This is a genomic window from Niastella vici, from assembly GCF_002077945.1.
GTDB lineage: Bacteria > Bacteroidota > Bacteroidia > Chitinophagales > Chitinophagaceae > Niastella > Niastella vici.
Genome location: NZ_LVYD01000044.1, coordinates 115,457 through 141,644, shown reverse-complemented (window position 1 = coordinate 141,644; position 26,188 = coordinate 115,457). Strand labels below are relative to the sequence as shown.

The 26,188-nt window shown below is 45.4% G+C and carries 15 protein-coding genes; 6 read left to right on the top strand and 9 right to left on the bottom strand.

Going from position 1 to position 26,188, the window contains the following annotated elements; genetic code table 11:
- The first annotated feature begins 142 nt into the window (after positions 1 to 142).
- Together A3860_RS14625 and A3860_RS14620 are read left to right on the top strand one after the other, a co-directional pair.
- A complete protein-coding gene (locus A3860_RS14625; RefSeq protein ID WP_081147459.1) occupies positions 143 to 1,273 on the top strand; it encodes a baeRF3 domain-containing protein in 1,131 nt (376 codons plus the stop codon).
- A gap of 24 nt (positions 1,274 to 1,297) precedes the next feature.
- Entirely contained in the window at positions 1,298 to 1,600 is a 303-nt protein-coding gene (locus A3860_RS14620) for an HPF/RaiA family ribosome-associated protein (protein WP_081147458.1), read from the top strand.
- A 40-nt stretch (positions 1,601 to 1,640) separates the two neighbouring features.
- Here A3860_RS14620 and A3860_RS14615 read toward each other — a convergent pair whose 3' ends face one another.
- The 3 genes from A3860_RS14615 to A3860_RS14605 all read right to left on the bottom strand — a co-directional run bounded on the left by A3860_RS14615 (position 1,641) and on the right by A3860_RS14605 (position 5,383).
- The gene (locus tag A3860_RS14615) at positions 1,641 to 2,537 is read right to left on the bottom strand and encodes a hypothetical protein (protein ID WP_081147457.1); all 897 of its coding nucleotides are present in this window, start codon (positions 2,535 to 2,537) and stop codon (positions 1,641 to 1,643) included.
- 228 nt (positions 2,538 to 2,765) lie between these two features.
- Entirely contained in the window at positions 2,766 to 4,625 is a 1,860-nt protein-coding gene (locus A3860_RS14610; RefSeq protein ID WP_081147456.1) for a histidine kinase, read from the bottom strand.
- 5 nt (positions 4,626 to 4,630) lie between these two features.
- The gene (locus tag A3860_RS14605; protein ID WP_081147455.1) at positions 4,631 to 5,383 is read right to left on the bottom strand and encodes a LytR/AlgR family response regulator transcription factor; all 753 of its coding nucleotides are present in this window, start codon (positions 5,381 to 5,383) and stop codon (positions 4,631 to 4,633) included.
- Between the two features lie 310 nt (positions 5,384 to 5,693).
- Here A3860_RS14605 and A3860_RS14595 point away from each other — a divergent pair, with 310 nt between their 5' ends.
- The 4 genes from A3860_RS14595 (at position 5,694) to A3860_RS14580 (ending at position 9,043) form a co-directional block, all read left to right on the top strand.
- Positions 5,694 to 6,560 (top strand): RteC domain-containing protein, encoded by an 867-nt coding sequence (locus A3860_RS14595; protein WP_081147453.1) that lies wholly within the window; start codon positions 5,694 to 5,696, stop codon positions 6,558 to 6,560.
- 210 nt (positions 6,561 to 6,770) lie between these two features.
- Positions 6,771 to 7,760, top strand: coding sequence for a hypothetical protein (locus tag A3860_RS14590; RefSeq protein ID WP_081147452.1), 990 nt, complete (start codon positions 6,771 to 6,773; stop codon positions 7,758 to 7,760).
- Positions 7,761 to 8,164: 404 nt separating this feature from the next.
- Complete coding sequence (locus tag A3860_RS14585) at positions 8,165 to 8,380, top strand: hypothetical protein (protein WP_081147451.1); 216 nt, start codon at positions 8,165 to 8,167, stop codon at positions 8,378 to 8,380.
- A gap of 96 nt (positions 8,381 to 8,476) precedes the next feature.
- Positions 8,477 to 9,043 carry a peptidoglycan recognition protein family protein gene (locus A3860_RS14580; RefSeq protein ID WP_081147450.1) on the top strand — a complete coding sequence of 189 codons (567 nt, stop codon included), beginning with the start codon at positions 8,477 to 8,479 and terminating at the stop codon, positions 9,041 to 9,043.
- Positions 9,044 to 9,186: 143 nt separating this feature from the next.
- On the opposite strand, the gene A3860_RS14575 is transcribed toward A3860_RS14580, so the two are convergent.
- From A3860_RS14575 to A3860_RS14550, 6 genes are all read right to left on the bottom strand, one after another.
- Positions 9,187 to 10,395 (bottom strand): HupE/UreJ family protein, encoded by a 1,209-nt coding sequence (locus tag A3860_RS14575; RefSeq protein WP_216823447.1) that lies wholly within the window; start codon positions 10,393 to 10,395, stop codon positions 9,187 to 9,189.
- A 151-nt stretch (positions 10,396 to 10,546) separates the two neighbouring features.
- The gene (locus tag A3860_RS14570; RefSeq protein WP_081147448.1) at positions 10,547 to 11,959 is read right to left on the bottom strand and encodes a DUF3500 domain-containing protein; all 1,413 of its coding nucleotides are present in this window, start codon (positions 11,957 to 11,959) and stop codon (positions 10,547 to 10,549) included.
- Between the two features lie 144 nt (positions 11,960 to 12,103).
- The gene (locus A3860_RS14565; RefSeq protein WP_081147447.1) at positions 12,104 to 12,805 is read right to left on the bottom strand and encodes a LytR/AlgR family response regulator transcription factor; all 702 of its coding nucleotides are present in this window, start codon (positions 12,803 to 12,805) and stop codon (positions 12,104 to 12,106) included.
- Positions 12,802 to 13,869, bottom strand: a complete 1,068-nt coding sequence (locus A3860_RS14560; protein ID WP_158085258.1) for a sensor histidine kinase — start codon at positions 13,867 to 13,869, stop codon at positions 12,802 to 12,804. The genes A3860_RS14565 and A3860_RS14560 overlap by 4 nt, the downstream gene beginning before the upstream one ends.
- A 158-nt stretch (positions 13,870 to 14,027) precedes the next feature.
- Positions 14,028 to 17,114: a glycoside hydrolase family 2 TIM barrel-domain containing protein gene (locus tag A3860_RS14555; protein WP_216823446.1), complete on the bottom strand. Its 3,087-nt coding sequence runs from the start codon at positions 17,112 to 17,114 to the stop codon at positions 14,028 to 14,030.
- A gap of 231 nt (positions 17,115 to 17,345) precedes the next feature.
- On the bottom strand, positions 17,346 to 26,153 hold the full coding sequence (locus tag A3860_RS14550; RefSeq protein WP_158085257.1) for a LamG-like jellyroll fold domain-containing protein: 8,808 nt from the start codon (positions 26,151 to 26,153) through the stop codon (positions 17,346 to 17,348).
- Between the last annotated feature and the right edge of the window lie 35 nt (positions 26,154 to 26,188).

The window sequence follows — 26,188 nt, the reverse complement described above, 5'->3', positions numbered from 1 at the left end:
TCATGATCTGCAATGACAATAATCATTGAAAACAGCCCCACCAACCGGTAGCTTTGAATAGGAAAAAGCTTCGGCCCTACAATCCCGGCTTTTGTAAATAAATGAAATTCAAAATCTTCTAACCATTGCTGAAATTAATTATATGAACAAGAATACAACGAACAACGATCTGCAGATACTGCAAAATGAAAAAAGCGACATTTGCATTTCCATCATTATGCCCACCCATCCCACTTCACCCGGAAGAAGAACAGACCCCGCACAACTGGAAAAGACCATTCGCCAGGCAAAAAAGCAATTATATGGCCAATACGACAATAAGGTCATCGGCCCCCTCGTACAGGCTGTAGATGAATTGTATGGCCAAATAGATTTCATGCACAATGCGGAAGGTATCGGATTATTTGTTTCCCAAAATGTAAAAAAGCTTATTCACTTTTTCTTTCCGGTAAAGGAGCGAATAGTTATCGCTCAATCATTTGATATCAGGGACCTGCTATATGAATTGTATTATGATATCCCGTATGTAGTTTTGATGGTAAGCCAAAAAGAAGCGAGACTGTACAACGGCCGCCTGAATAACGTTACGGCAATCAGTGACGCTCATTTCCCCAAAAAGAACGATGCTGAATATGAATATAACCGGCCCTGCAGGGGAAGCTCTTATGTAGGTCATGCCTTTGTAAAGGAATTTGAAAAGGATAAATCGATCTCTGAAGAGCTCAGGCTTAAAGCCTTTTTCCGGGAAACAGATGACTTATTGAATAGTTACCTGCACAACGGGACTCCTTTAATAATTACAGGAGAAAACAAAGACCAGGTTTATTTTACCGAGGTAACCAGGCATGTGCAGAACATTGCCTGTAATATTCCAGGCAATTATTCAACATTCAACGACCATGAGCTTGGAATGCTGACCTGGAAAGCAATGAAACTTTTCCTGGATAACAAAAAAGAAAAACTGGTGCGCGACATTAAAGAAAAGATCGGCGGCGACCCTGGCGTAACGGGCATAGAAAACATCTGGAAAGCGGTGCAGGAAGGAAGAGGTTATAAATTGCTGGTTGAAAAAGATTTTTCCATACCAGGATATCTGCCTCCTAACGATGATTATGATCTGCACATTTTTCCATTCAAACAACCCAATCACCTGGTGCCCGATGTTGTAAACAGGCTTATTGAAATGGTGCTTGAAAAGAATGGCGAAGTAGTAATGGTAGAAAATGATGTGCTGCAGGATTATAAGCGGCTGGCGTTGTTCACCAGGTATTAAATAACGACATTTAAGCAAGATCATATGAATTTACATATAGAATCGCCGCATAAGGACCACATGCAAATACCGGAACCGCTTATTCAAAAAAAGTTCGAACATTTCGATAAATTGTACGACCATATTGAATATTGCAACGTTGTTCTTTACAAAGAGAACAGCGATATTAAAAACGCCTGCTTTATAGAAGCCAGCATGAAAGTGCCCCGGAACACCTTGTTTTCGAGCAACAGGGCCATTTCATTTGAGCTGGCGCTCGATAAAGTGGTCAACGATTTGGAGAGCCAGTTACGCAGGTATAAAGATAAACTCAGAGAGGTAAGGTAAGATCAGGCTTTTGGTTTTGAGTACCCCTGATCCCTGCGATTCATGCCTGGTCTATTTTTGATTTAAAGCCATTTATGGGTGCGTTCTTTATCTGGAAAGAACCATGCGAATTAGCCGTAACCGGTTTCCCATATTTACGCCAGTAAATGTAAATAGCTGCCAGCGCTTCAAACAGGAATAGGCCAATTATGATCCGGAATAGTATCCGGTATTTATTTAACAACATCGTTCGCAGTGAAAGGCTTTCAGTTCTGTTATGGCCTAAAAAAAGGTAAAAAACATCTTTTAAAAGCGGCATCACTATTGGTATTTTATTCCAGTTGGTGTAACGTACCCCCTCATAACGATATGCTTCATTATAATTAGCAGGAACCTGGTTGTGGTAACTATTCCAATGCCCCTGCACATCTGCAAAGCTTGCCAAACCGCCATCCCGCTTTCGAAAACAAAGATCATAGTTCCCGTCTAACACGGCCCACCCTTTTGCCATTTTTGCTTCTACCAGTATGTGCCCCCCATACAAGCCATTTACTCTCATTTGAGCAATACGGGTTGTAATATGCAATTCGTTCAATAAACGGCTTAAAATGAAGGCATAGCTTGTGCAGGCGCCTTTAAAGGTCATCAAATCGTAAGAAAGCGGATGTATAGACGATTTTAAGGCTGAAATTTCCTTTTTATTGAAAATGCCCGACCGGGTTTGTCCCATGAAATGGATGAAATGTAAACTTTGCAATACAAGCGTTTCTTCAGAAGGCGCTGAAGTGCCGGCTCTATCCTTAACATAATCTGCCATTTCTTTGAACAGCTCATTTTCATAGTCATTTTCCATTTTGCAATAGAAAAGACAAGCCAGTAAAAATCCATTCAGGAAAAGGACAGTGTATTTATTAAACACAACCCGGAGAACAGGGATCTTCTTTACTGTTAGTTTCATATTGGATTATGGTTAAATGGTTGGTATTGGTAAATTGAGCAACAATTTACAATATTTTTATATACAAATATAAAATATGCTTAATCAGTTAACTTCAATTCACTGATGGCAATGACCGCAATATCCATTCAGGACAACTTCGGTCAATGATAAAATGAAGTACCGGCGCCCCTGCCCGTTACCGGGAGTTACGCCTGGTAGCTGGTTTGCTGATCTGGCGGAAAGGGATCACCCCTCCATTCGATAAGGCACGATCAATTCTACCCGCACGCCGGATTCACCTGTTGTAGCCTTTTTATCGACAATCGTTAATTTGGCAGCCGTCTTTGTTTGCCGGCTTAATATTTGGAGCCGTTCCTGGTTAATCAGCGTAGATAATGACCGTTTCTGATTATGATTGGTTTCAACGCCCTGGAATCCGCTGCCATTGTCTTCAATAATGCAATACAAGACGCTATTGTCCTTTTTAATATGGATATTAATTTGTCCTTTTTCCTGTTGGCCGGCAAAACCATGTAGTATGGCGTTCTCAGCAAAAGGTTGCAACAGCATCGGCGGTATCATAATGCCTTCGGGCATGGCTTCCACATCGATGTGGTAATCGAACCCATTATAAAATAAGATCTGTTGCAGTTTTAAATAACTTGTCAACGCATCGAGTTCTTTGTTTAGCGAAACAAACGGTTCCCGTGCATTTGCATGGCTGAGCTGGTAGAGCCGGCCTAATTGCTGAACAACCAGGATAGCGCCTTCCGTTTCTCCTGCCCGGATGATCCCCTGCAGCCCGCTTATAGAATTGGATAAAAAATGGGATTCAATTTGTCCCCGCAGTAATTGCTGCCGCAAACTTTCTTCTCGTGCGAGCCTTTTTTTATGCTTCCCCCTCCAGATCCCAAACAGCAACAAGCCAAGTATCACGATGCCGGTACAAATGCGCACAATCGCTTTACGTTGCCTTTCCCTCATTTCTTCGCCTGCCTTGTTAGCTAAAGCCAGTGATTTTATCTGGTTGTCCCTTTCCAGCAGCCCATATCTTGCTTCTAACTCCCTTGCCTGAACGATAATGGAAGAATCGACCTCTTTTTGATAATAGAAGGCTGCAGAATCCATGGCAGTATAGGCCGGCTCAAACTTTTTCTGCCGCGCCAGGTTTTCCGCTTTCGCCCGCCAGATCTTTTTTTGGAGCGCCCAGTTCTTTTCCTTCGAAACATAAGCCAGCGCTGTGTCGAGCAACGCTTTATCCGTTTTAAATTCCCCCAGCTTTCGATAAGTAGCAGCTAAATTAAAGTAAGATTGCGCATTCAGCTCCCCCAACCCACGGCTAATGGCAATGCCCTTTACCTGGTACGAAAGCCCTTCTTTTGCCTCCCCTTTTTTAGACAGTAGTGCGCCGAGCGTTTCATACCGAACAGCATCATAATACGGGTTATTAAAACTGCTATCCTGCAGCAACGCTTTGAAAAAAAGCAGGGCAGAATCTACCTCGTTCACTTTATCATAGTATTCTGCAATGTTCGCCGCAAAAACTGTTTTATGCTTGGGGCTGGTGCTGCGCATAAAACCCTCGAACAGGTATTTTTTTTGCATTGGCAGATCACCGATCTTCTCGTAAATATTATAGAGTTTCAGGCAGATCAAAGGTAGTCCCGGCGTATCAATATTGCGGGCTATGTAATATGCTTCGCGGCCATAGTGTAGCGCGCTGTCGAGGGAATGTTGGTCGCCCATGATGTCGGCCGTTTGAATTTTACCGGCCATGATCTGCCGTTGCGTGGTATCTTTTTCCAGCGCCAACTGCAGGGATCTATCAGCGTACAGACGGGCACTATCGAGCTTGCCTTCGAGCTGATACACTACAGCCATACAACGAAGCCAGGAACACCTATCTACATAGTTGTCCTTTTTTTCAATGAAAGGCAGAAGGCTGTCCAATATTTTTTTCGCGGTTCCTGTTTCCAGATTTTGTAATAAGGGATTAACGCGCTGTTTTAAAAAGGGCAGCATGGAATCAGCGACAGGCGGTTGACTCCTTTTACCTGTGGAATTACAGGCGGCGCAGATGATGATCAGGAAGAAGATCCGATGCATAGGGCCTATAATAGTTTTTTAAAATGCAGATCGACTATTTCCTTTTTCCGGAGCGATACCGGGATCTCTGTTCCATCCTTTAAATAAAGTACGCCCTTCTTCGGATGGTAACGATCGATATAAGTTCCATTGATAAGGTAGGAATGGTGCGTGCGCAGAAAGGATGTGCCGGACAATAGTTCCTCATAATCCTTGAGGAATTTCGTCGTAACGATTTTCTTTCCTCCATTCAGGAAAACAGTCGTACACCCGTTATCCGCTTGCAGGTAACAAATGTCCTCTAACCCAACGATCTGTACACATTGCTGCGAACGCAAAGCAAGGTTATCCTGCAGCTTCTGCTTCCGGAAACTTTGCGAGGCAATGGCAATTTGTTCTTCTAACAGGGGTTGCGCATGGGATACTCTTTGCAACGCTTCTTTAAATTCATCCAGGTCAAGGGGCTTCAGTAAATAATCAATGGCGCCATAACGGATCGCTTTGATGGCATATTCCTGGTGGGCAGTGAGGAATATTACTTTGGATTGCACAGGCCGCATTTGTTCCAGGATGTCAAAACCGGTCCCATCGGGCAGACCTATATCGAGCAATAGCAGGTCGGGCCTGGTACTTTGGATCAGCACAAGCGCTTCACGTACCGTGGCACAGGCACCAATAAGCGTAAATCCGGGTTGTTGGTGAAGAAGGTATTCCAGATCCTTCCGGATGGCCGGCAGGTCTTCGACGATAATGACTCTCAGGGGAGCGGGCGGGTTCATGGTTAATGTATGTTAAGCAATCTGTATTAAATTTAATATTAATTAAGCTCACGCTGATGCCTGAAATGCAACTGCTCTTACTTTTTTGATTTAGGTCAACCCCGGAAAAACGGTGGGAATTTCCTCCCAAAACGGTACGGATAACTGCGAAAACCGTGCAGTTATCAGAAATATATCAGCACTTATCGGGCCACGGTACTTTGTACTTCCATCTTCATTTATTTTGACTTTGCAAAGGCCTTCGATGTAGCAGACATACCGTAACCAACACACGTTCAAATCCTGAATTTTTAACCTTAAACAATAGACCATGCCCGCCTTTCAATCAACATTTGAGGAATTGCTGCAATCATGGCAGCTGCGTTTACAGGATGCCGAAGCCCGGGAAACCGGTTGGCCGGCCCGGCTGGAAACATGTATCCGTATTTGTGAGGAAAGCCTGCTGGAGCTCAGGCAATGGGTGATGCAAAGTTCCTTTCCCGGCAGGGATTGCGAGATCTATTTTTTCAAGCAGGTAAAGCCTGTGGTGATGGCGCGGTATATCTATTATCAAAAAATTTATCGCCTGCACATTGGTTATTTTAATGGCAGCGGACTATTGGCAAAAGAGCGGTTGGAAAAGGAACTGCATGATATTGCCCGTTATTTTACTGATAACGATCATTTTTATTCATACTACCGTAATGGTTCAACCCATCATGATGAACTGTATTTTGTACGGGGGCAATATGATTGGCGAATTTGTCCGGAAGTTAATCATTTTGATAGCCTCTTCTCTACCAGCGGCGATGGAAAGCTGGCCGAGCTGATGGCCTATGAGCTGTTGATGAAATATGTGGATGGGATGTTGAACCCTTCACCCAAACTCATTGAGCCAGCCCCGCTATGCGGGGTCACTGCTTCCCGGCCTGCTGCTGAAACGCTTCAATGTACTGCTTCCAGGACCGATGTGGTGGAATTGGGCTATGCCTTGCATGCCGCAGGTTTTTTCAACAATGGCAGAGCTTCTATAAAGGACATAATGGATCTCTTGTCGGATGTGTTGCAGGTAAACCTCCGGAATCACTCACATACTTTTTTCCAAATTCGGGAACGAAAAATCAACGTCACTAAGTATCTCGATGAATTGAAGATTGGTCTTGTCAGGTATTTAGACCAGTTAGATCAACTGAAATAGGTGAAATTTTAATTTACCAAGTTGGTAAATTAATTCAAAAATATTTTGTATGAGCGGGTATGCATTGCTGTAGTAAACTACTTCATGCATACCTTTTTTGTTGCAATTTTTAAAGATCTGTTGCAAAAATAAATCTTTACCAAGTTGGTAACACCTTGGTAAATCGTTCCGCGCAAACGCCCCAGCTTTGTGATCATAAAACAGATCACCATGACAAACACTTTCAATATAGCCGGCGCAGATGGTAACGTAATGGTACCGGTATTGTCTGATACTGGTAGCCTGATGGCCTACATACTGTACCCGGACCCTACAGGGATCCTACAGGAACTCTACTCCTGCATGAGCATCTTCAGACAATCCTTAGACCATGTCCAGAGAATATCCAGGCAGTCTAACACCCATTCCAGTAACATCTGGGGCGGTACCTATCAGGGTGCGCCCTTCCTTCATAAAAATGCTTTTGGTTATACCGGTCAACCAATTATTAATTCAAATTCAAAAACTAAAACAATGGCAAAAACAACATCGTCTGGCGGAACATCCGCAGACAGAATCAAGAATGATTCAGCTTTTGAACGTACCAGGGAGAATATGGCAGAGTTTACGCGCGCCGGGAAAGCCGCTAAACTCCTGCGCACCATCTTCCGCGATGTAACCATCAATGCGAAGGATAAGGTCACCCAGGCGCGCCTGTTGAAGGTAGCGTCCCGCATCATAACTACCGACCCGGTAAATGAAAGGGGCGCACGTACGGTGAACAATGGCGACCTGCAGCAACTGCACAACTTCCATTTCAATGTACGGGCAGGCATTACAGATTCCCTGTTTGTGCGCTGCCCCGTGAGTTACAATCGTGTGTCGGGAGAGGTAACCGTAAATATTCCAGCTTTTGTACCCCGTAACATGGTGCAGCAGGCCAGGGGCACCACCCATTTCAGGATCGTGACAGCAGCCGCCACTGTCAACTTCGACACCGAGCAGTACGAGTACGCCATGCAGGGAACTGCTGAATTACCATATAACACCGATCCCACGCAAGCTATAACCCTTACACTGGCATTGCCGGCCAATAGCAAGGATACGGTAGTGGTGGTGCTGGGCATCGAGTATTATCAAAAGGTGAATACCCGCAGCTATGCGCTGAAATCGGGTGAATTCAATGCTACCAGCATCGTTTTGGTAGATAAGGCGGCGTAGGTCAGTTACCGGTTACCAGTTTCCTGTTCCCAGGGCTCAAATTTATGGCAGCTTGAATACAGGCCGGCATTCCGCATAAAGGGCCCGGCAACCGGTACACGGTAACTGGCAACCAGGCGGCAACCATGAACGGCTTACCTCCCATAAGGGAACGGCTCCTGTTGTTACAGCAGCCAATCAACTGAAGCCCGCATTCATCAGTTGCCGGTAAGCCCCCTATCCTATTCGCCTGTTTGCCAAACGCAGGTATGCATATGTTGAAGCTTCCATACCTGCCTTTAGGCAAACCTTACCAACCCGGGCTCCCGACGCGTCGGGAGGCCCCGGCCGGTAAGTTACACAGGCGCGGTTATAGCGGCTGGTTAGTAGAAAGTGTTGTTATTTATTAACCACAACCTTTCATTATGAAGAAGATCATGAACAGGATGCAGGATTCCACACCGAAGTTTTTCATAACACTTCGTAACATAGGTGTTACGCTGGCGGCAGTAAGCGCGGCGGTGTTTGAATCGCATGTAGTGCTGCCAACGATCATTACCGACGTGGCAGGTTACCTGGTTGTAGCCGGTACCGTAATGGGCGCCGTTAGCCAATCGGCGGTACTCTATGAAGAGGAATAGGGATGGGATAGTGATACCCAGGGGCCCGTTCTGGCGGGCCCCTTTTAAAACACCAGGCAGATTGATAAAAAATTTTCACAATAAATCGCAAACGTTATGCCTTTCAGGGAAAAATATACCATTACGCCCCGCTACCTTCCCCAACCTTCGAAAAGGAGGCCGGGGCTCATCGCTGCACCCATCCGGTTTCTTGTAGCCCACGACACGGGCAATCCCGATTCCACTGCATTGGACAATGTAGCATATTACATGCGGTCAAAAGATGTGGAGAGCGCGTCGGCGCATATTTTCGTCGACGATAAGCAGATCATCGAATGCGTTCCGGCCCTCACCGGTAAGCCCGAAAAAGCCTGGCATGTGCTGTACAACGTTCCCAAAGACAATGGGCTTTATGGCGTAAATGCCAATGATGCGGCCATAGGAATAGAGTATTGTTTCGGCAGGAATATCGATGCCGGCCTGGCTTATAAAAAGTACCTGTGGGTGCTGGCCAAATGCTGTTTCACATTCGGGCTCGATCCTTCACGGGATGTTGTAGGTCATTTCATACTGGACCCGAAACGAAAAACAGACCCGGTTACGGGCCTGGCACATAGCCGCCGCACTTATAAAAAACTACTCAGGGATATTGTAGCGGAATACAAGGATTGTACTGCCAAATGACCAGAGCGTTGACGCTGGAATTGCAGGTCCCGGCTCGCCGGGAGCGGGATCCTTTTTAAAGGTGATCTGAAGAAAGTAGATCCATCATACAAACAAAAAAAAGCCCTTACTGACAGTCTTTTTTTTCGAGATTCCGCCCAGATTCAAAACTTAGAACTTACAACTCTTCTTTTATAAACTATTATGGAAAAAACAGCCAGTGAAACAATTACCCAAAGGCTGTATTGCGCGCCTCTTTCAACGAAGCCGGTTATAAAGTTGCCTTTGCCTGAGCTTCGTTCTATGATCCAGGCCAGCGCTGCAATTGCCGCTAATATTGCTCCGGTGATACGCACCCACTTATAAATCGATGTGTGGCTTAACAATACCAGCCAGGGAATGATCATGGCAATAATAAACAGTTGCATCAGCTCAATGCCGATATTAAAGCCAAGGATACTTGCGGCCAGCGTGCCGGCGCTGAGGTTCATGCCCGATAAAACGCCCGCAAAAGCAAGCCCGTGAATGAGCCCGAAACCTGCAGCCACATACATTTCTTTGCCGGGAAAAACAGGATAAATAGCATGAACGGCAGAAACCAAAATCGAAATGGCAATTAAGATCTCAACAGGCTGAGATGGCAAATGCACCCATCCCAATGCACCGATCAGCAAAGTAATGGAATGCCCGATGGTAAAAGCAGTTACGATTTTTAATAAACGGGAAACACTATATTTCAGTCCGCCATATTTCCCCCATTGCCTTCCGTTTTTTAAAAGTGTGGCCGGCAGTAACAATACAATTAAAAACAATAAATGGTCTGTACCTTCTTTAATATGTTGCATTCCTGAATTCAGTATATCTTTAAAACCCTTCCACCAGCTTCCATCTTCAAGACTCACGTTAAGCGGCTGGTACTCACCGGCTCCAATCATGAAATTGGTATATATTGTACCTAAAGGCCTGCTTTCCTCTTCTGAGTGTATACCATTCTTCCAATCGCTTTTTAAATACACCAATATCTTGTGCGTTATTACCTGATGTATAATCACATCGTAGTTAAATAGAAAATTTCGAAGGCTTTTAGTTTGTGGTGGGGTCATTGTAAACCAGATAAGCACTTCCTGGTATTTGCCTACATTAACGTCCATTTCGGTTGTGATGCCCACACTGTCAACAGACGTAGTCCATAATTCCTTCCCACTGTATGCTTTTATATGCTGGCGAAAATAATCCATAAAAAAGGGCGTGTTGACGTTAAGCGTATCACTCAACTCCAATTTCAATGCAGCTTCCAAATCAAGCAGGGACATTTTCGCCTCACCAGCAATACTGTTCTCCATCACGGAAAGACTTACTACCGAGCCAGGCATCGGGTGTGCGGATGAGAAGAAGTGCAAAAGCGAAAGTAAAAATATTAAAACACCACGGTTCATGAAATGCTAAATTAATTTTTAAGTATATAACCGCACCTGTAAACAGGCGCAGTTATATGCTACAACAAGTCATTAATTGCGTTCATCTTTATTTAGTTCCACCATAATCGTAAGACCTATCCCTCCATACAGAATGCGGGTGTGTGGCCGGGTTGCTCAATACTACACCGCTACCTACAGAGTATTCAATCCATACGTGAGGGCCATCTATTCTTATATAATCGTACTTAGTGATAAGCCCCGTAGTACCGGAATAAGCAACATAAGTATCACTTAATTCATTAGTGTATAGGGTGAGGAATGTTGATGCACTGGCAGCATCAAGGTCGTTTACATAAGTATTAATTGCCGCTAATAATAATGCCTGTTCCGACGACGATAAACTGCTGCCTTTTACACCCAATTTGGTAGTAGGGAAACTCCAATCCACTTGTGGTCCGCATACCAAATCACTAAATGTAGTACTTTGTTTTGCTGTAGCCAGGTTGGTGCTGCTAAGGCCGGTAAGTAAAGCCGAGAGTGCCGCTGCTTCCTGATTCATTGGTATAATGCTGGTTGCAGTACTGCTGCTATTTACCGCTGCAGAGAAAGAGGTAGAGGTACCATATGTACAAGGCTCTACACCTCTGAAAGATGGTGTGCCGCCTACTAATGTACCATTTATATACGTGTTAGAAAGTTGTGTGTGATGCCCACCAAAATAGATCTCGAAAGTACCGCTTGCAGATGGGGTACCTAAGATACAAATATGGTAATTACTTTCACCATAGTCACTGCCGCCAAGATAATTATCCGCAGCTAACAATTGTACTAATTCGTCATACCCCTCATTACTGCCTGATCCGGATACTGCCTGCAATAAAGCTAATATGGCTGTTTTTTGGGTAGTGCTTAATCCGCTAAGCTTCAAACCAATCCTGTTACCATAAATAGCATCAGGGAAGTTGGACCATTTTTCGGCAGAAGCAAGCGTGTAACTTATTTGCATTGAAGATATTTGCGAAGAACTAAGTGTCGCCTTTACATTGTCAATAAGGCAAAGAATTTTTTCTATGCCCGTTTTTGAAGAACAATCTGTAGTTGTAGCGGCTGCATTTACTGTTAAACTTAATGAACATGACTGACCGCCGAACGAAATAGCAAATACAGCAGTGCCCGACGAAGTGGGGGTACCGCTGATGGCGTAAGTAAGGTTGCCTGCACCGCTTGCCAGGGTACCTGATGCAAGTGTTGCCGTTAAACCTGTAACCCCTGTTGATGAAATGGCCGACCCTGCTGAGTAACTTACTCCATTGCCACCGGTATATGGAACAGTGGCTGTTGCCTGGTATGCCACATTAATGGTGGCAGTTGCCGAAAATGTTGCAGAAGAACAGTTTAGGGCTGTAACGGTGGCGCTGCTGCCGGAACTACTGCTATCACTGCTGTCTTTTTTACAGGCAATAAAACCTGCTATCGTCAGCAATACCGATGAAAATAACAATACGAACTTTCCCTTCATAATGGTTGGTTTAGTCAAAAAAAAATGTGATTTCAAAAAAAAACAGTAACCATTACTTAGAGTACAAAAAAGGTGTCGTGTTTAACGAAAGCAGTTGCCATGTGGCAAACGATATCGAATTTGGGGTGAAATGATTTTAACCACTTAAATATTAGGATTGAAAAGAGTCTTCAACTGGTCTTCATAATTTTTTCCTACGGGTATTTCTTCACCGGCGATGGTGATGATTTTTTGCTTAAACGATTCAATGCGGTTTACCGGCACGATGTACGAACGGTGCACCCTGATAAATTCTTTCTCATTCAGTTTTTCAAGCAACGCCTTCATTGTTAACCGCACTACCACGGGCGATTGGTTGTGCACGTGTATTTTAATATAATTATCCAGTCCTTCAATAAATAATATATTGTCGAGGATAACTTTTACCGTGCCATGTTCAACTTTGAGCATTATACACTTTGATCTTTCCGAAGCGGTGGCATTATGAACCAGGTTATATAATTCACAGGCTTTAGTAACTGCCTTTTCGAACCGGCTTAAAGTAAATGGTTTTAGTAAATAATCAACAGCGTTCAACTCATAACTTTCCAATGCGTACTCACTGTAAGAAGTGGTAAATATCAGCATGGGTTTATGCGGCAGTGATTTGTAAAAACTTACGCCCGATTCGGCGGGCATATTAATATCAAGAAATAACAGATCAACGGGGTTTTTCTCAATATATTTAAATGCTGTATCCGTATTGGTGAATCCCTTTTCAAATTGAAGGAAATCGAAATTTTTGCAGAATGCTTCAATTAATTCAAGCGCCAATGGTTCGTCATCTACTGTTATTGCTTTGATCATACTAATTGAAGTGAAAGCATGATAGAATATGTTTCCTTGTTTTCACTGATTTGCAGAACATGTTTATCAGGATAAAGGTGCTTTAGCCTTTCGCCTGTATTGCTTATTCCAATCCCTGTACTTTCCGTGTTCAGTGAATGCTGTACTTTTTTATTAAATACATATAACCTCAATCCCGTGTCGGTAACCTGAAGGGTTATTTCCACAATACAATCATCGATGTTGGGGTTAATGCCATATTTAAAGGCATTTTCGATCCAGGTGATCAATATCAATGGCGCAATTTCTTTATTGCCCGCATCGCCGGAACACTCGAATTGAACATCGGTGGTTTTTCCCAACCGGGCCTTTTGCAGTTCGATATAATTCGAGATGTATTCAATTTCCTTTTGTAAAGGGATCTTATAATTATTGGCATCCTTAATTACATAGCGCATCAAACCCGAAAGATGAACGATCGCCTCACTGGCCTTATTATCTTTCTTTATTGATAACACATAAATGCTGTTCAGTGTATTGAAAAGGAAATGAGGGTTTATCTGCGCCTTGAGCGACGATAACTCCGCACTGAGTTTCTCCTCTTTTAATTTCGATAAATGTTCCCGCGTTCTCAAAAGAAATGAGAAAAAAGTAGCGGCAAAAAACAGGTAAAGGTGACGCCGTAACTCTTCGGCCAAAAAGAAAAGAGACGAACTATCAGCTGGGGGGCCCGGAAAATGATTATTGATTTGAGGTAATAAAGTGTGGTCAAAATCCTTCACCCTGAGTAGGTAGTTTACGATCAGGTGCGGCAATGAAAACGCTATGAGCAGGGAAAGCAATGCGAATGATATATAAGCCGCGTAGCGTTTACTGAAAAAGAAACGGGGTATTAAAATGTAGTAATTAAGGTAAAAAAAAACGAGCAGCAAACAGTTTGCCATGGTATCCTGTGCAAATGGCCGGTTGATCTCAAAAAAAGTTTCACCGGGTAACCGGGGAAATACAAGCACCGGCACTACAAGAAAAAGCAAAAAGTAAAAAATATGGGTTGTTATACCACCACGCTCCATCTTTTTAACCATGCTGGTTAATTTAAAGGCAAAAGTCGGTTTTCTTCCTTTACTTATGCTGACATTGTGGTAAAATATAAATTTAATGTGGCGAATAGCATTCATCGGCAGGACAAGCCGCCAATAAATTTCTCTATCAGTCTTTTATTTTGGGATTAGTTGTCATTATATTAAAATGGTTCGATCATATAATTAAAGCGGTAATCTTCATAAGGAAGCAGATAACGCTGCATGGGCATTGCTCCCCAGCTATCGATCCCCCCCACTCCCATTTGCGCAAAGTCGATATTGAGCCGGGTTTGCGGTCTTTTCTCCAGATCAGCGGCGTGTCGCTGGTTACGTGGCATACCATTATCGAGATCGCTGTCGAAATAATGAAGAGCACTGATGCTTAACAGCGAGTCTGAGTGAATGAAAATGCCTTTCCCTTCGGCATTGCTGATCCTATACCAGCGGATATCGGTTTTATTGCCGGTTTCCTGCGGTATCACGTAGGGAAAGAATTGTTCATCTACTTTTTGCTTATACAATCCAACATGTGCGCTGAAATTCCTGTCCTGATAGTTTTCGTGTGGTCCCCTGCCATAGTATTCCACCTGGTTGAAGCCCTGCGGTAATATCCATTGCATACCGAACCGGGGCATAATACCGATCTTTACGGTAGAATCTTTACTTACCTGAATCAGTTGCTCCACTTTGAGCTTACCCGCTGCATTCATAGTGTAGCTGATATGGAGGATAGCCTGCACGGAAGGAAGCCGGTAAGTTGCGTTCACTGTTACCAGACCATTGCTGATGGTATCCCTGAAATTCAGGAGTTCCTGCTTTACGGTGGCTTCTTTCCATGGCTGTAGCTTCTGTGGCATTTTGGCGCCATAATCATTATCAGTGGGCGCCCGCCAGAAATTGGGTTTGGTTTCGTAAGCCGGGTCTAATAGGGCAACACCATTATAACTGTATTGGCATATTGCCCCCGTGGCTTTGTCGAAAGTGACGGAAGTCTTGCTGCCGGTGAACTGTAATTTTCCGGAGAGTTCTTTCCTGGAAATACTGCCTTCATTTTGAATAGCTGCAGCCGGAAGTGGCGCCTTATGTACAAGCAGTTGCTCTGTTGCCACTATATGGCCTGCAGGAACAAGCGATTGCGCCTGTTTTGTGCGATATGTCAGGTTCAGGAAGGCTTCGCCGTTCCTGATCTTTTTATAAGGCAGGTAAATTGTACGGGATTGCTGTGCCTGCACATTAAGATGGGTTATTTCGCCTGTTTGTATCTGCTTGCCATCCAGAACAAGTTCCCATTGCAGGGTAACATTGGAAAGGTCGGTAAAAAACCTTTCATTGTAAATATTGATGGAGTCTTCCCCTGCCAGGCTGGTATGAATATCCTGGTAAACCTTTTTCATTTCCCAGGCATGCGGATAAGGTGTACGGTTGGCATAAAAAATTCCCTTGGCTGTATAGTTATTAGGGATAATGGCCTCTTTGGGCCCGTAATCTTCACCATAGGTGTACACGGTATCGCCCTTGCTATTGACCCGCTGAAAGCATTGGTCTACAAAATCCCATATATAACCGCCCTGGAAGTTATTTTTGTTGCTTCGGATCACCTGCCAGTAATCGGTAAAATTGCCGAGTGAATTACCCATGGCATGGGCATACTCAACCATGATAAAGGGGCGCGTAGGCTGCGGGTTGTTCTTTGCATAGTCGAGCATCGCGGCCGGTGTAGGATACATCGGATTGATGACATCTGAATTCCATTGCCAGGCAAAGCGGCGATAATCGGCCCAGGCTCCTTCATATTGAACCGGACGGCTGTTGTCGCGTTGTTTCATCCAGAGATAACAATTGTAGAAATTATAACCATTGCCCGCTTCATTACCCATACTCCAGATGATGATGGAAGGGTGGTTCTTATCTCTTTCTATCATCCTTTGTACCCGAAGCAGGTGGGCTTTCAGCCAGGCGGGCCGGTTGGCCAGGGTACGCGTAATGTCAAAACTCATTCCATGTGATTCTATGTTTGCTTCATCAACAACATACAAACCATATTGATCGCACAGTTCCAGCCAGGTTTCGCTGTTGGGATAGTGGCTTGTTCTCACCGCGTTGATGTTAAATTGTTTCATCAACTGTATATCTCTGATCATGGCTTCGCGGGAAATAACCTGACCTGTTTGCGGATCTGTTTCATGCCTGTTCACTCCTTTAATGAGGACCGGGCATCCATTTACGAGCAGCAGGCCATTCTTTATTTCAATTTTGCGAAAGCCTACCTGTTGTGTGGTCATTTCAAGCAACTGGTTATTGGCATTCTTTATCCTGATCTGTGCCTGGTATAATGTGGGCGTTTCTGATGTCCATAACAAAGGCGCAGTTACCGGCAGATCAAACGAAAGCCGCACCGAATCAAAAAGCTGTGACTTTGCAGCAATGACCTGGTTATCTTTCAGCAGCGTTATTTCTGCCTTCATCCCTTTATCGGGTACATGGTTGAGCAAACAACTAACCTGCAGAACAGCATTTCTATACAAACTGTCAAGGACAGGTTTCAGTTCAATATCGTATAAATGCACAGGGTTCCTGGCCACCAGAAAGCAGCTCCGTGTAATGCCGCTTAGCCGCCACATGTCCTGATCTTCGAGATAATTACCGTCGCACCAGCGCATCACCTTAAGCGCAATAAGGTTTTTACCTTTTTGCAGGTAAGGCGTGATATCGAATTCAGAAGGCAGCTTACTGTCTTCTCCATAACCTGCGTATTGGCCGTTCACCCATACACTGAGGTTCGACTTAGCAGCGCCGATATGCAGCACCACCTGTTTGCCATTCCAATCCTGCGGAAGGATCACTTCCCGTCGGTAAATGGCGGTAGGATCAAGGCTGAGCGGAACGGCCGGTGGTTCAAACCGGCGCATGAGGTATTTGAATTCAAAGCCGGAGGTTGCATATATCGGAAATCCATATCCGTTCATTTCCCAGTTCGCCGGCACATTGAATAAGGGCCATTGGCTATCGTTGAAGCTGTTTGTTTCAAATCCTCCGGGAAGATCAGCGGGGCGGTCAACGTATTTGAACCGCCAGGCGCCATCGAGGCTCTGGTAGTTTTTTGATTGCCGCCAGTCGCCTTTCGCTGCTATTGCGTCGCTTTCGTAACTATAAAAACCCGCATGCATTGGCAGGCGGTTCTGTTCAATGATGGTTTCATCGAGCCAGGGCACACCGGCACGGGCAGAAGTAGTGTCATAGTGGTGCAAAGTTTGTCCTGACTGAGGGAATGCAATTAATTTACCTAGCAGGAGAACGATAAGTAAAATAAATCTGACTTTCAATTCTTTGTTATTTATGGGAGAATGAATTAAAGGGGATACCTCGCAATCGTCATTGCCAGACAGCGCAAAAATAGCGGAGATAGTTAACAAGAGGCCGCCTCAGATATTCTGAGACGACCTCTTGATTTTTTAAAACGAACACTAAAAAACAACTACCTAAAGCTTCACTATTTTGTGCATACTGACAGTTTCGCCATTCTTTATTCTTATATAGTATATACCTGCGGGCAAAGTTTTTACAGAAAGCAAGGTAGTGCTGGTTACCAGTCTTTCTGTTTTAACCAATACGCCACTGCCGTTGTATAGCTGCATCACCGCACCCGTGTTCAAAGCCCCTAACTGAATAGTGAGCATTTCATTGACCGGGTTGGGAAATACAGTGATGGCAGCCGCATTGCCATTGCCTGCTGTTGTGGTATTTGCCTGGCGGGCGCCCAGTGCACAATCACCTAAATAATCACCATGATTCAAATGGTCCTGCACAGCGTCTGACGAAACACAAATGGTCTTTTTGTTGTGACAGATCATCACTTTGCTATTATCGTTACCACATCGCACATCGAGCGTCTTCATGACAATAGCCGTGTTGGCAGTACAACCTTTACTGTCTGTAACAGTTACCGAATATGTTCCCGCCGTACTCACGCTAACAGACGCGGTTGCGGCTCCTGAATTCCAGAAATAACTGTATGGAGATGTGCCTCCCTGGGGTGCAGCGGTAATAGTAAGAGCTGCAGGTCCATAGCCAATATAAATGGTATTCTTCGCATCCACTGCCGGGTTCATCGCATACACATCTGGTATGGTGGCGCTCAGCGCCGCATTTACCGTCACCTTTGTGGTGTCTGTAGATTCGTTTCCATGAACATCGCTCACTTTCCATACAATGATCGACACACCGGCATTGAAAGCTCCACTCGCATTGGCTCCTGTACCGCTCCTTGTTGTGGCTCCGCTCACCACATAACTTACCGAAGCAACTCCACAATTATCTGTTGCAGTTAAAGAAGGAACAGTGTATGTACCTCCATTGCTATAACAGAAGGATTGGTCTGATGGTGCATTAAGCGTTGGTTTTTGATTGTCTGCTACTGTCACTGTTTGCTGAGCAGTAGACTTGTTATTATGAATATCAGTAACCGTCCAGGTCACAACCGTGCTTCCTACAGGGAAACTTGCCGGTGCGTCATTGGTTACAGATTGTACGCCGCAATTGTCGGAAGTAACCGGAACGCCTGGCGAAACATTAGTTGCAGCACAAGCGCCATTATCGGCGTTCAATATTATAGCTGCCGGCGCTGTGATCACAGGATCAACATTGTCGATAACGCTTACCTGCGCCGTTCCTGTGTCAGAGTGGCCATCTGCATCTGTTGCGGTCAGTGTTACCGTGATTGGTGAACCGATATCAGCACAGGTGAAGTTGGTTCTATCCAAACTCAATGTCAATGCACCTGAATAGCTCACCGAACCATTATCTACTTCCTGCGGAGTGATGGATGCATTTCCACTTTCATCAAGGGCCACCTGTATATTCTCTGTTTTTACCGTTGGCAATTGATAAACCACAAGCAGTTGTGTTACTGCAGTTGCAGCTTTGTAAACAGAGTCGCCGCTTTGTGAAGCCGTGATCATCGTTGTACCTCTGCCTGTAATACGAACAAGGCCGCCAACAATCTTTGATACTGTCGTATCGGAGCTGGTATAGCTTACTGCAAGACCAGAAGAAGCAACAGCACCTGCATTGAAATCAGCATCACCAATTTTCTTTTGCAGCAACGCATTGAACGTAATGGTTTGATCTTTTTTAATGATCAACTGCATGGTATCCTTTGCTGAGCCAAGCGTGCTGGAAGCAGTAAGGATAACAGGGAATGTTCCTGCTGCATTCAATGTACCCGAGATCACTCCGGTGCACGCATCCAAACTTAATCCGTTCGGAAGACCGGTAGCACTGAAATTGTTCGTATTGGTAGCCGGAATGGTATAACTGAACGCTGTTCCGTACGAAAGGTTTTTCGTACCCGCTTTACTTGTTATTTGCGGCACCGCAGCGGAAGCTATTCCATAGAATTCAGCTTCTGCTACGTTTCCATATCCGGCATTTGGAGCCAGGTAACGAATATAGCGGTATGCAGCAGTGCTTGTAATGGTCTTCTCTGTATAAACACCATCTGCAGGCGTTACAGCAATGGTAAAGAGCGTGGTTGCCGTACTGAAACTGGCAACATTAGAACCCTGGAAAACGCCACCTACCATGCGTGAACCAAAGCCTGTGCGCGGAGCATAACGGATCTTGAAAACGGCCTGAGTACTGTCTGCTCCCAGATCATAGCCTACCCATACGCCGTTTGCAGTGGGGCCATCAAAATAAGTACTCAGGTTACCATCTAAAGCGTTGGCTTTTGTATTACCATTGCTGTTAAACGAGCCATCCGTTCCAATGACTGTGCCGGTCAGCTTCTTACCTGCTAACGTTGCTATAATAGAATTGGCACTTTCTCCATTGCTGTTGCTGGCTGATACCACATAGAAGTAACTGGCGCAGCTTGCAGCGGATGTATCGGTATAGTTTGCGGAGGCAGCAGTAGCAATAGTTGTGTAAGGACCGGCCAATGTGCCTGCCCGTTTCACATTATAGCTGGTTGCGCCACTGGATGCAGTCCAGCTTAAAGCCGGTTTGCTATTGCTGGCAGTAACCACCAGGTTTGTTGGCGCCAGCGGTGGTGCAAACTGGGTGTACAACGTTTTCATTTCTGCTGCAGAGAGCGCCCGGTTATAGATCCTGAATTCATCTACTATCGAATTCAAATAAGCATCGGAACCGAATTGCGATTTGCCGATATAGTTCAGGTTAGTAGTACCAAGGGCTGATGGTTTGTTGCTCATACCACTGTTGGTACCGGCTGCCACTCCATCAATATAAAGAGTACCTAACGTGCCTGATAAGGTAACTGCTACATGGTGCCATTCACCTGCCGGCAGTGGTGCGGCGCTGTTGATCTGCTGCTCACTTCCCCCATTCACTTTAATAGCATATCGAACCGTATTGCTACCGCTTACTGGTGATAAGAACATGTAGTTGGTACTTCCGGTGCCAAAATCGAAGAGTCTTGCCCATGTTGAACTTGCAGTAAGCTTTACCCAGCCGGCAATGGTGAAGTCAGTAACTGCGGACATTAGCCCTGATGGAAGGGTTACATATCCATTGCTGCCATTTAATTGAATAGCCTTACCCTGAAGACCGTTTGTGGAGCTGATTCCGCCGGTAAGCGTACCATGACGGGCGCCCCAGGAATCAACGGCTCTTGTGCCGGTGCTGTCATTAAATTTCCAATAATCCCATTGACCCGGTCCCGGAGTAGCTTCGACGATATTGCTTGTGGCATATTCTGCAACAGAGTCTTTTGCTACCACCTGGTAATAGTAAGTAGTGCCATTGGTAACACTATTGTCTGTGTATTGTATAGCAGTGGTAGTGCCTATAACAGTAAATGGACCGTTAGCTGATGTAGCACGTTTTATTGAATAGCTCAAACCGGATAAAGGATTCCATTCAACTATTGCCTTGCTATCACCCGCTGCTACCAGCACATCTTTCAGCACATTATCCAATACTTCAAGATTAATAGTGCTAATGCCTGAAGTGGCGCCATTGGAAACAGTAACAACCACTTTAAATTGGCCTACCGTGTCGGTGGTACCTGATATTTCACCTGAACCGGCGTTAATGGTGAAGCCGGAAGGCAATCCTGTAGCCACGAATTGAGTGGGTGATGAAATGGGTGAAACAACCGTGTATTTGTAAGACCTGGCCTTCATTGCCGTATCAGCAAAGATCCCGGCCGCAGTATTGAGCTCTGTTTTGCTCAGGGCCCTGTTGTACACTTTCAATTCATCGATGATCCCGTTGTACAATGGGTCTGACCACTGTGATTTACCCACGTAGTTTTGGGTAGTACTTCCAAGATTTGATGGTTTTATTGTAATAGTACCCGAAATAACCGCTACACCATTGATGTAAATGGTGCAGGTATTGCCCGATTGAGTTACAGCCAAATGCGTCCAGTCATTCAATGGTATAGCAGCAATGAAATTCAATCCCTGTTCGGTCCCGTTATTTTTGATCGCATAGCGAATGGTCTGTTTACCATCTGAGGTCACTGCTGCCTGTGGCGTTAAGAAGAAATACTGGTTGGTGCTGCTGCCAAAGTCGAATACACGCATCCATGTTGACAAGGATTTTGGTTTTATCCAGGCCATGGCGGTAAAATCATTCAGCGAACTGAAAATACCATTGGGCAGCAAGGCATACGAAGTGCCCGAACCATTAAGTTTTAACCCATTGGAAACAAAACCTGTATCACGGCCGGCTGCAGCCTGCAATACACCATGATTGGCTCCCCAAACATCAAAAGCTTTTGTACCACTGGCTTCATTGAACTTCCAGTACCCCCATTGACCCAATTTAGGCGTAGCGGCCACCGGAGCACTTTCAGGATATTCTTTGCTGCTATCGACAGCGGTTACAGTATAATAGTAAGTAGTACCATTGGAGAGCAGTGAATCGGTATATTTTGCCGTGCTGGTAGTAGCGATGACCGTAAATGGACCAGCCGCAGCTACAGACCGTTTTACCTTATAGGTGAAATTCAGGATGGAATTCCATTCCACCACTACCCTGGCATCACCTTCAGCCACTGCCACATTGCTGGTTACATTGTTCAACACTACCAGGCGAAGCGTATCGGTTCCTGACAGGGTATCATTCGCTGCCTGTAAAACCACATTGAAATTGCCATATACATTTGGTGTACCGGAGATGACACCTGTTGTTGTATCAACAGCTAATCCGGAAGGCAATGCAGCTGCATGAAAATACTTAGGCGACTTAATACCGGTTATTGTGTATTGATAGGCCCTTCCTACAAGAGCCGTATCAGCTTTGGCGCTGGTGATGATCACTGGTGTGGCACGATCGTCCATCAACACAACATCATTACCATCTCCGCCTTTGTATGTAATCCGTAAATCATAACTACCCAGTTTAACGATGCTCATTTCAGGCATGTTTTTGAAAGCACCTGATATAGCATTTGCACCGGTGTTTTCGAGAATCGTAAAGTTGGTCCCTAATGCCAGTGCACCTGTATCTATATCGGTAACAGACAATACAGGATTACCCACCAGGCTAACGCCTGACGCTTTCATTTTATCAGCGGTTCCCTTTTTGGTGCTTACTTCGAGGTTGTAGGTTGCATTGCTGTTCATGGTGAGACCAGCAACGGTCAGCGTACCAATACCACCATCGCCGGGCGCCAGGTAAGCATTTGCAGCGCTGCCTGTACCAATGGTTGCAGCAGCCTGGCTTAAACCGGTACCGCCAAATGTACCGCTACTGTCTATGATCGGGCTGGCAAAAGCGCCATTGGTTGAACTATTAAGTAAAAGGAACGTACCGTTTTTGATAGTTGTCGTTCCTCCATAGGTATGATTACCGGTAAATAACAGCGTTCCTGTACCTACTTTCACCACATCGAAATAATTGGCCAGGGTACCGCCAAACCAGGTGGACTGATTTAATGCGCCAATACTTATCGTTGGAGTGCCACCGGCATCATTACGAATATATCCGCGACCAGTTAGCGCACCAAAGTGAAGCGTACCTGTTTTGAAACCTATGCCAATGCAATCAATTCCATTTGCATCAAGATTCCAAAAAGCATTGGCACTACCCGATTCCGGAACCGAAAAGCGAACCCGGTTCTTTCCGCTGCGAAGCGCTGCTACAAATGTCCCCGTAAAGCCGCTGTTATCGCCCCAAAGATTGATACCCGGATAATCATTACCGTCTTCCCACAAGGTACCGCTTCCGGTAAGGCGGCCATAGAGCGTAATCGCATTGGTGGTTTGGAGAAGATAACTTTTGATACCTGCAGCCACCTCAATATCGTTGTATATGGTTGCTGCGCTATCACCAGACCATATGGTGCCTCCGTTCATTATAATTTTACCTGTTCCCAGCGGGCCTGTAATTGGAGAACCCGGTGTTCCCGTACCGGTACCTGCAATAGCAACAGCTCCATTAAGAATAGTATTGCCCGAGTAAGTATTTTGTCCGGACAAATGAAGAACGCCACTGCCATTTTTGGTCAAACCTCCTGAACCACTGAGAATACTTGTGTATTTGATGGTTGAACCGGCAGTTACATTCACCTGATTGTTTATAGTAATTGGAGTTGTTATTGTTTGTGTATTGGAAGATGCATTGACCAGATCAGTCTTCAACGTAAAGCTGTTACCATTGATGGTATAAGCATTGGCTGTTGTATCGAACAGCATTCTTGAAACCTCAAGGTTTGTCAGGTCATTTGTCAAAACACTATCAGCAGTGCTCCTGAACGTTAGGATAGCAGGACTTTGCGGTACGCTGTTCTCCATCCAGTTGGCCGCTTCGCTCCATACTTCGCTATCAGGATCAGAACTCCATGTAGAGGAATTAGAACCCGGCACACCAAATGATTCCAATGAATTAGCACTTTCTGAAGTGCTACCCATGGATGAAACCACGTAATAATACCCGGTGCCGTTGGCAACATTTAAATCAGAATAACTGTTAGCAGATACCTGTGCAATGACCGTGTAAGGCCCGCCGGTTGTAAGCGAACGTTTTACTTTATAGGAAGCCGCACCGTTGGCTGCACTCCAGCTTAGGTCGATTTGCCCGTTTTTGCTGATTACTACCGGCTTGCCAGGAATTGCCGGCGGCACAGCAGCAAATACTTCGTTTGATGCACCGCTTTCCAGTGTACCCGTAAGAGCTGTTACCACATAATAGTTGTTCACTTCCGGAACAGGAGCTGCATCGGTAAAGCTGGTGATATTAATACCGGTTTGAATAGTGGTATAAGGTCCACCAGCAGTGAGCGAACGCTTTACCGAATAACTGGTAGCGTTGGTTGACGACTTCCACGTAAGATTAATTTGTGTGGTATTGACTACTGTGCGTATCAGGGAATCCGGAACGGCGGGAGCGCTATTACCAATAACATTAAGCATTAAAGTGGCCGTACCGGTACCACTGCCGTTGGTGGCCGTCAATGTTATCTCGCTTTGACCTAAAGCAGCAGGCGTACCTGAAATAACTCCTGTTGCAGCATCGATGCTCAAACCCGAAGGAAGCCCGCTGGCACTGTAGATAGTGGGGCTTCCGTTGGCGGTAATCGTATAATTAAATAGAGAACCAACGGTAGCCGTAGCCGAAGTAGCACTACTGATGTCCGGAGAACCCGCCGGAGCAGCCTGGCTGAAACCTACATTGGTAAAGACGGCCGTATTCAGTGCCGAAGTATTGTTGGACAGCGTATAAAAGCCATAATACAGATCGGAAGTATAGCCCGAAGGGGAGTACCAACAACCAAGACCGGTCCAGTTGACACCATCAGGTGAATGGTAGGTAAAAATGCGGTTGCCTACCCGCTCGATCTTGAGCCACCAGGGCGCCTTCGGCTGCCAGTGCCTGCCAACACCACCCGTGGCTGCCAGGTAGATGTCATAAAAAGTGGAGCCAGGCGCCAGTGACTGGCGGATCATTACGCCGCAACCCGACGAACTAAGCGACATGCTGTTCACTTTTACCACCAGGCCGGCATCACCACTCATTTTCTTAAAAGTGTAATTAAATGCACTGCTTGTTGAATTGCCCGCTGCGTTTACAGTCCATACGCCGTTGCTATAAGAGGCATTACCGGCAATACCAGGATTGCCAATATCAACATTGGTAAGATTACTCACCGGCTGCACATGTTCTGCCGGATAATATATCGGAGGAAGGGTTACAGCCGTAGAGGTATCGGAAGATTTCAGGTATAAAAAATCGCCGCCGGCAGGCGTATAATAGCTGGTGCCAGCCTGCATTAATGCGGCCCGCATCATATCGTTATAAGGGGTAGCAATACCTTTGCGCAGCTTATAGGCTCCATGCAGGATATTGGTATAGTCAGCCTGCCTGGCTCCTGTTGTAATTCCCCAGCTGGTCCAGAAAGAAGCATAACCGCCCATGGGAATATAGGTCATGGTATCGCCTTCAAATGAGTATTTGTTATACAACTCACCAATAGCCAACACCCGTTTGTCCAGCTCTTCATACATGTCGATTCCCTGCTTGTAAGCTACCTCGGCGCCCCAAACCAGGGCTGCCGCCTGAACGCGCCAGTGGTCATCGCGCCCCGCATCCCCCACCTCACCATTGGTGAGTGAATTGCGCATACCACCGCCTGCATCCATGCGATACACGTCGATGGCCTGGTTGAATTTAGTAGCATCATCCAGAAAAGCTGCTGCAGCGAGCGCTATTTTCAACTGAAGGGCGCCTTTGTTGGCGTCGCGAAGCGGATAAGGCACCGCGGCGGTAGGATAAAGTACATTGGCAAAATAATTCCTGACGTGAATGGTGTTGGAGTCTGTCCACCCTGGAAAGGTACCGCGCAAAATATCGGCGCCTGTGGCCCAATATTGGGCATAGTCGCCAATATCGAGCATGGATTCATTACCGCCCCAAACCGTATTGGTCACCGCCCAGGCATCGAGCAGATCGGTAGCCCTGCGGGCATATGCCGAGTCGCCTGTAAAGATCCACATAAAGGCCAGGTGATGAACGGCGACCATATCGTTGATCCATATGGTATTGTTCAAATTCGGCGCACGGGTTACCGTGGCCTGGGGGCTTCCCGTGTATGAAAGTTGCGACCGGTAATCGCCTTTAAAGGCATTGTAAGCCGAGAGCCAGGGCTCTTTGGTAATATTTGCTTTGAGCTGGTTGAGGTCATACCTGGTAAAAGGTATGCCCGGATGCACAAAGTGTTGCGCCATTGCCTGTATACCAAGTAAAAAGGTAAAACCTGTTACCCATACATAACGCAGCAGCTTTGTCTTCTGCAAAATTGCATGTGTAGATGATCTCATGAACATAACAATCGTTTTGGTTAAGAATTCTAAAT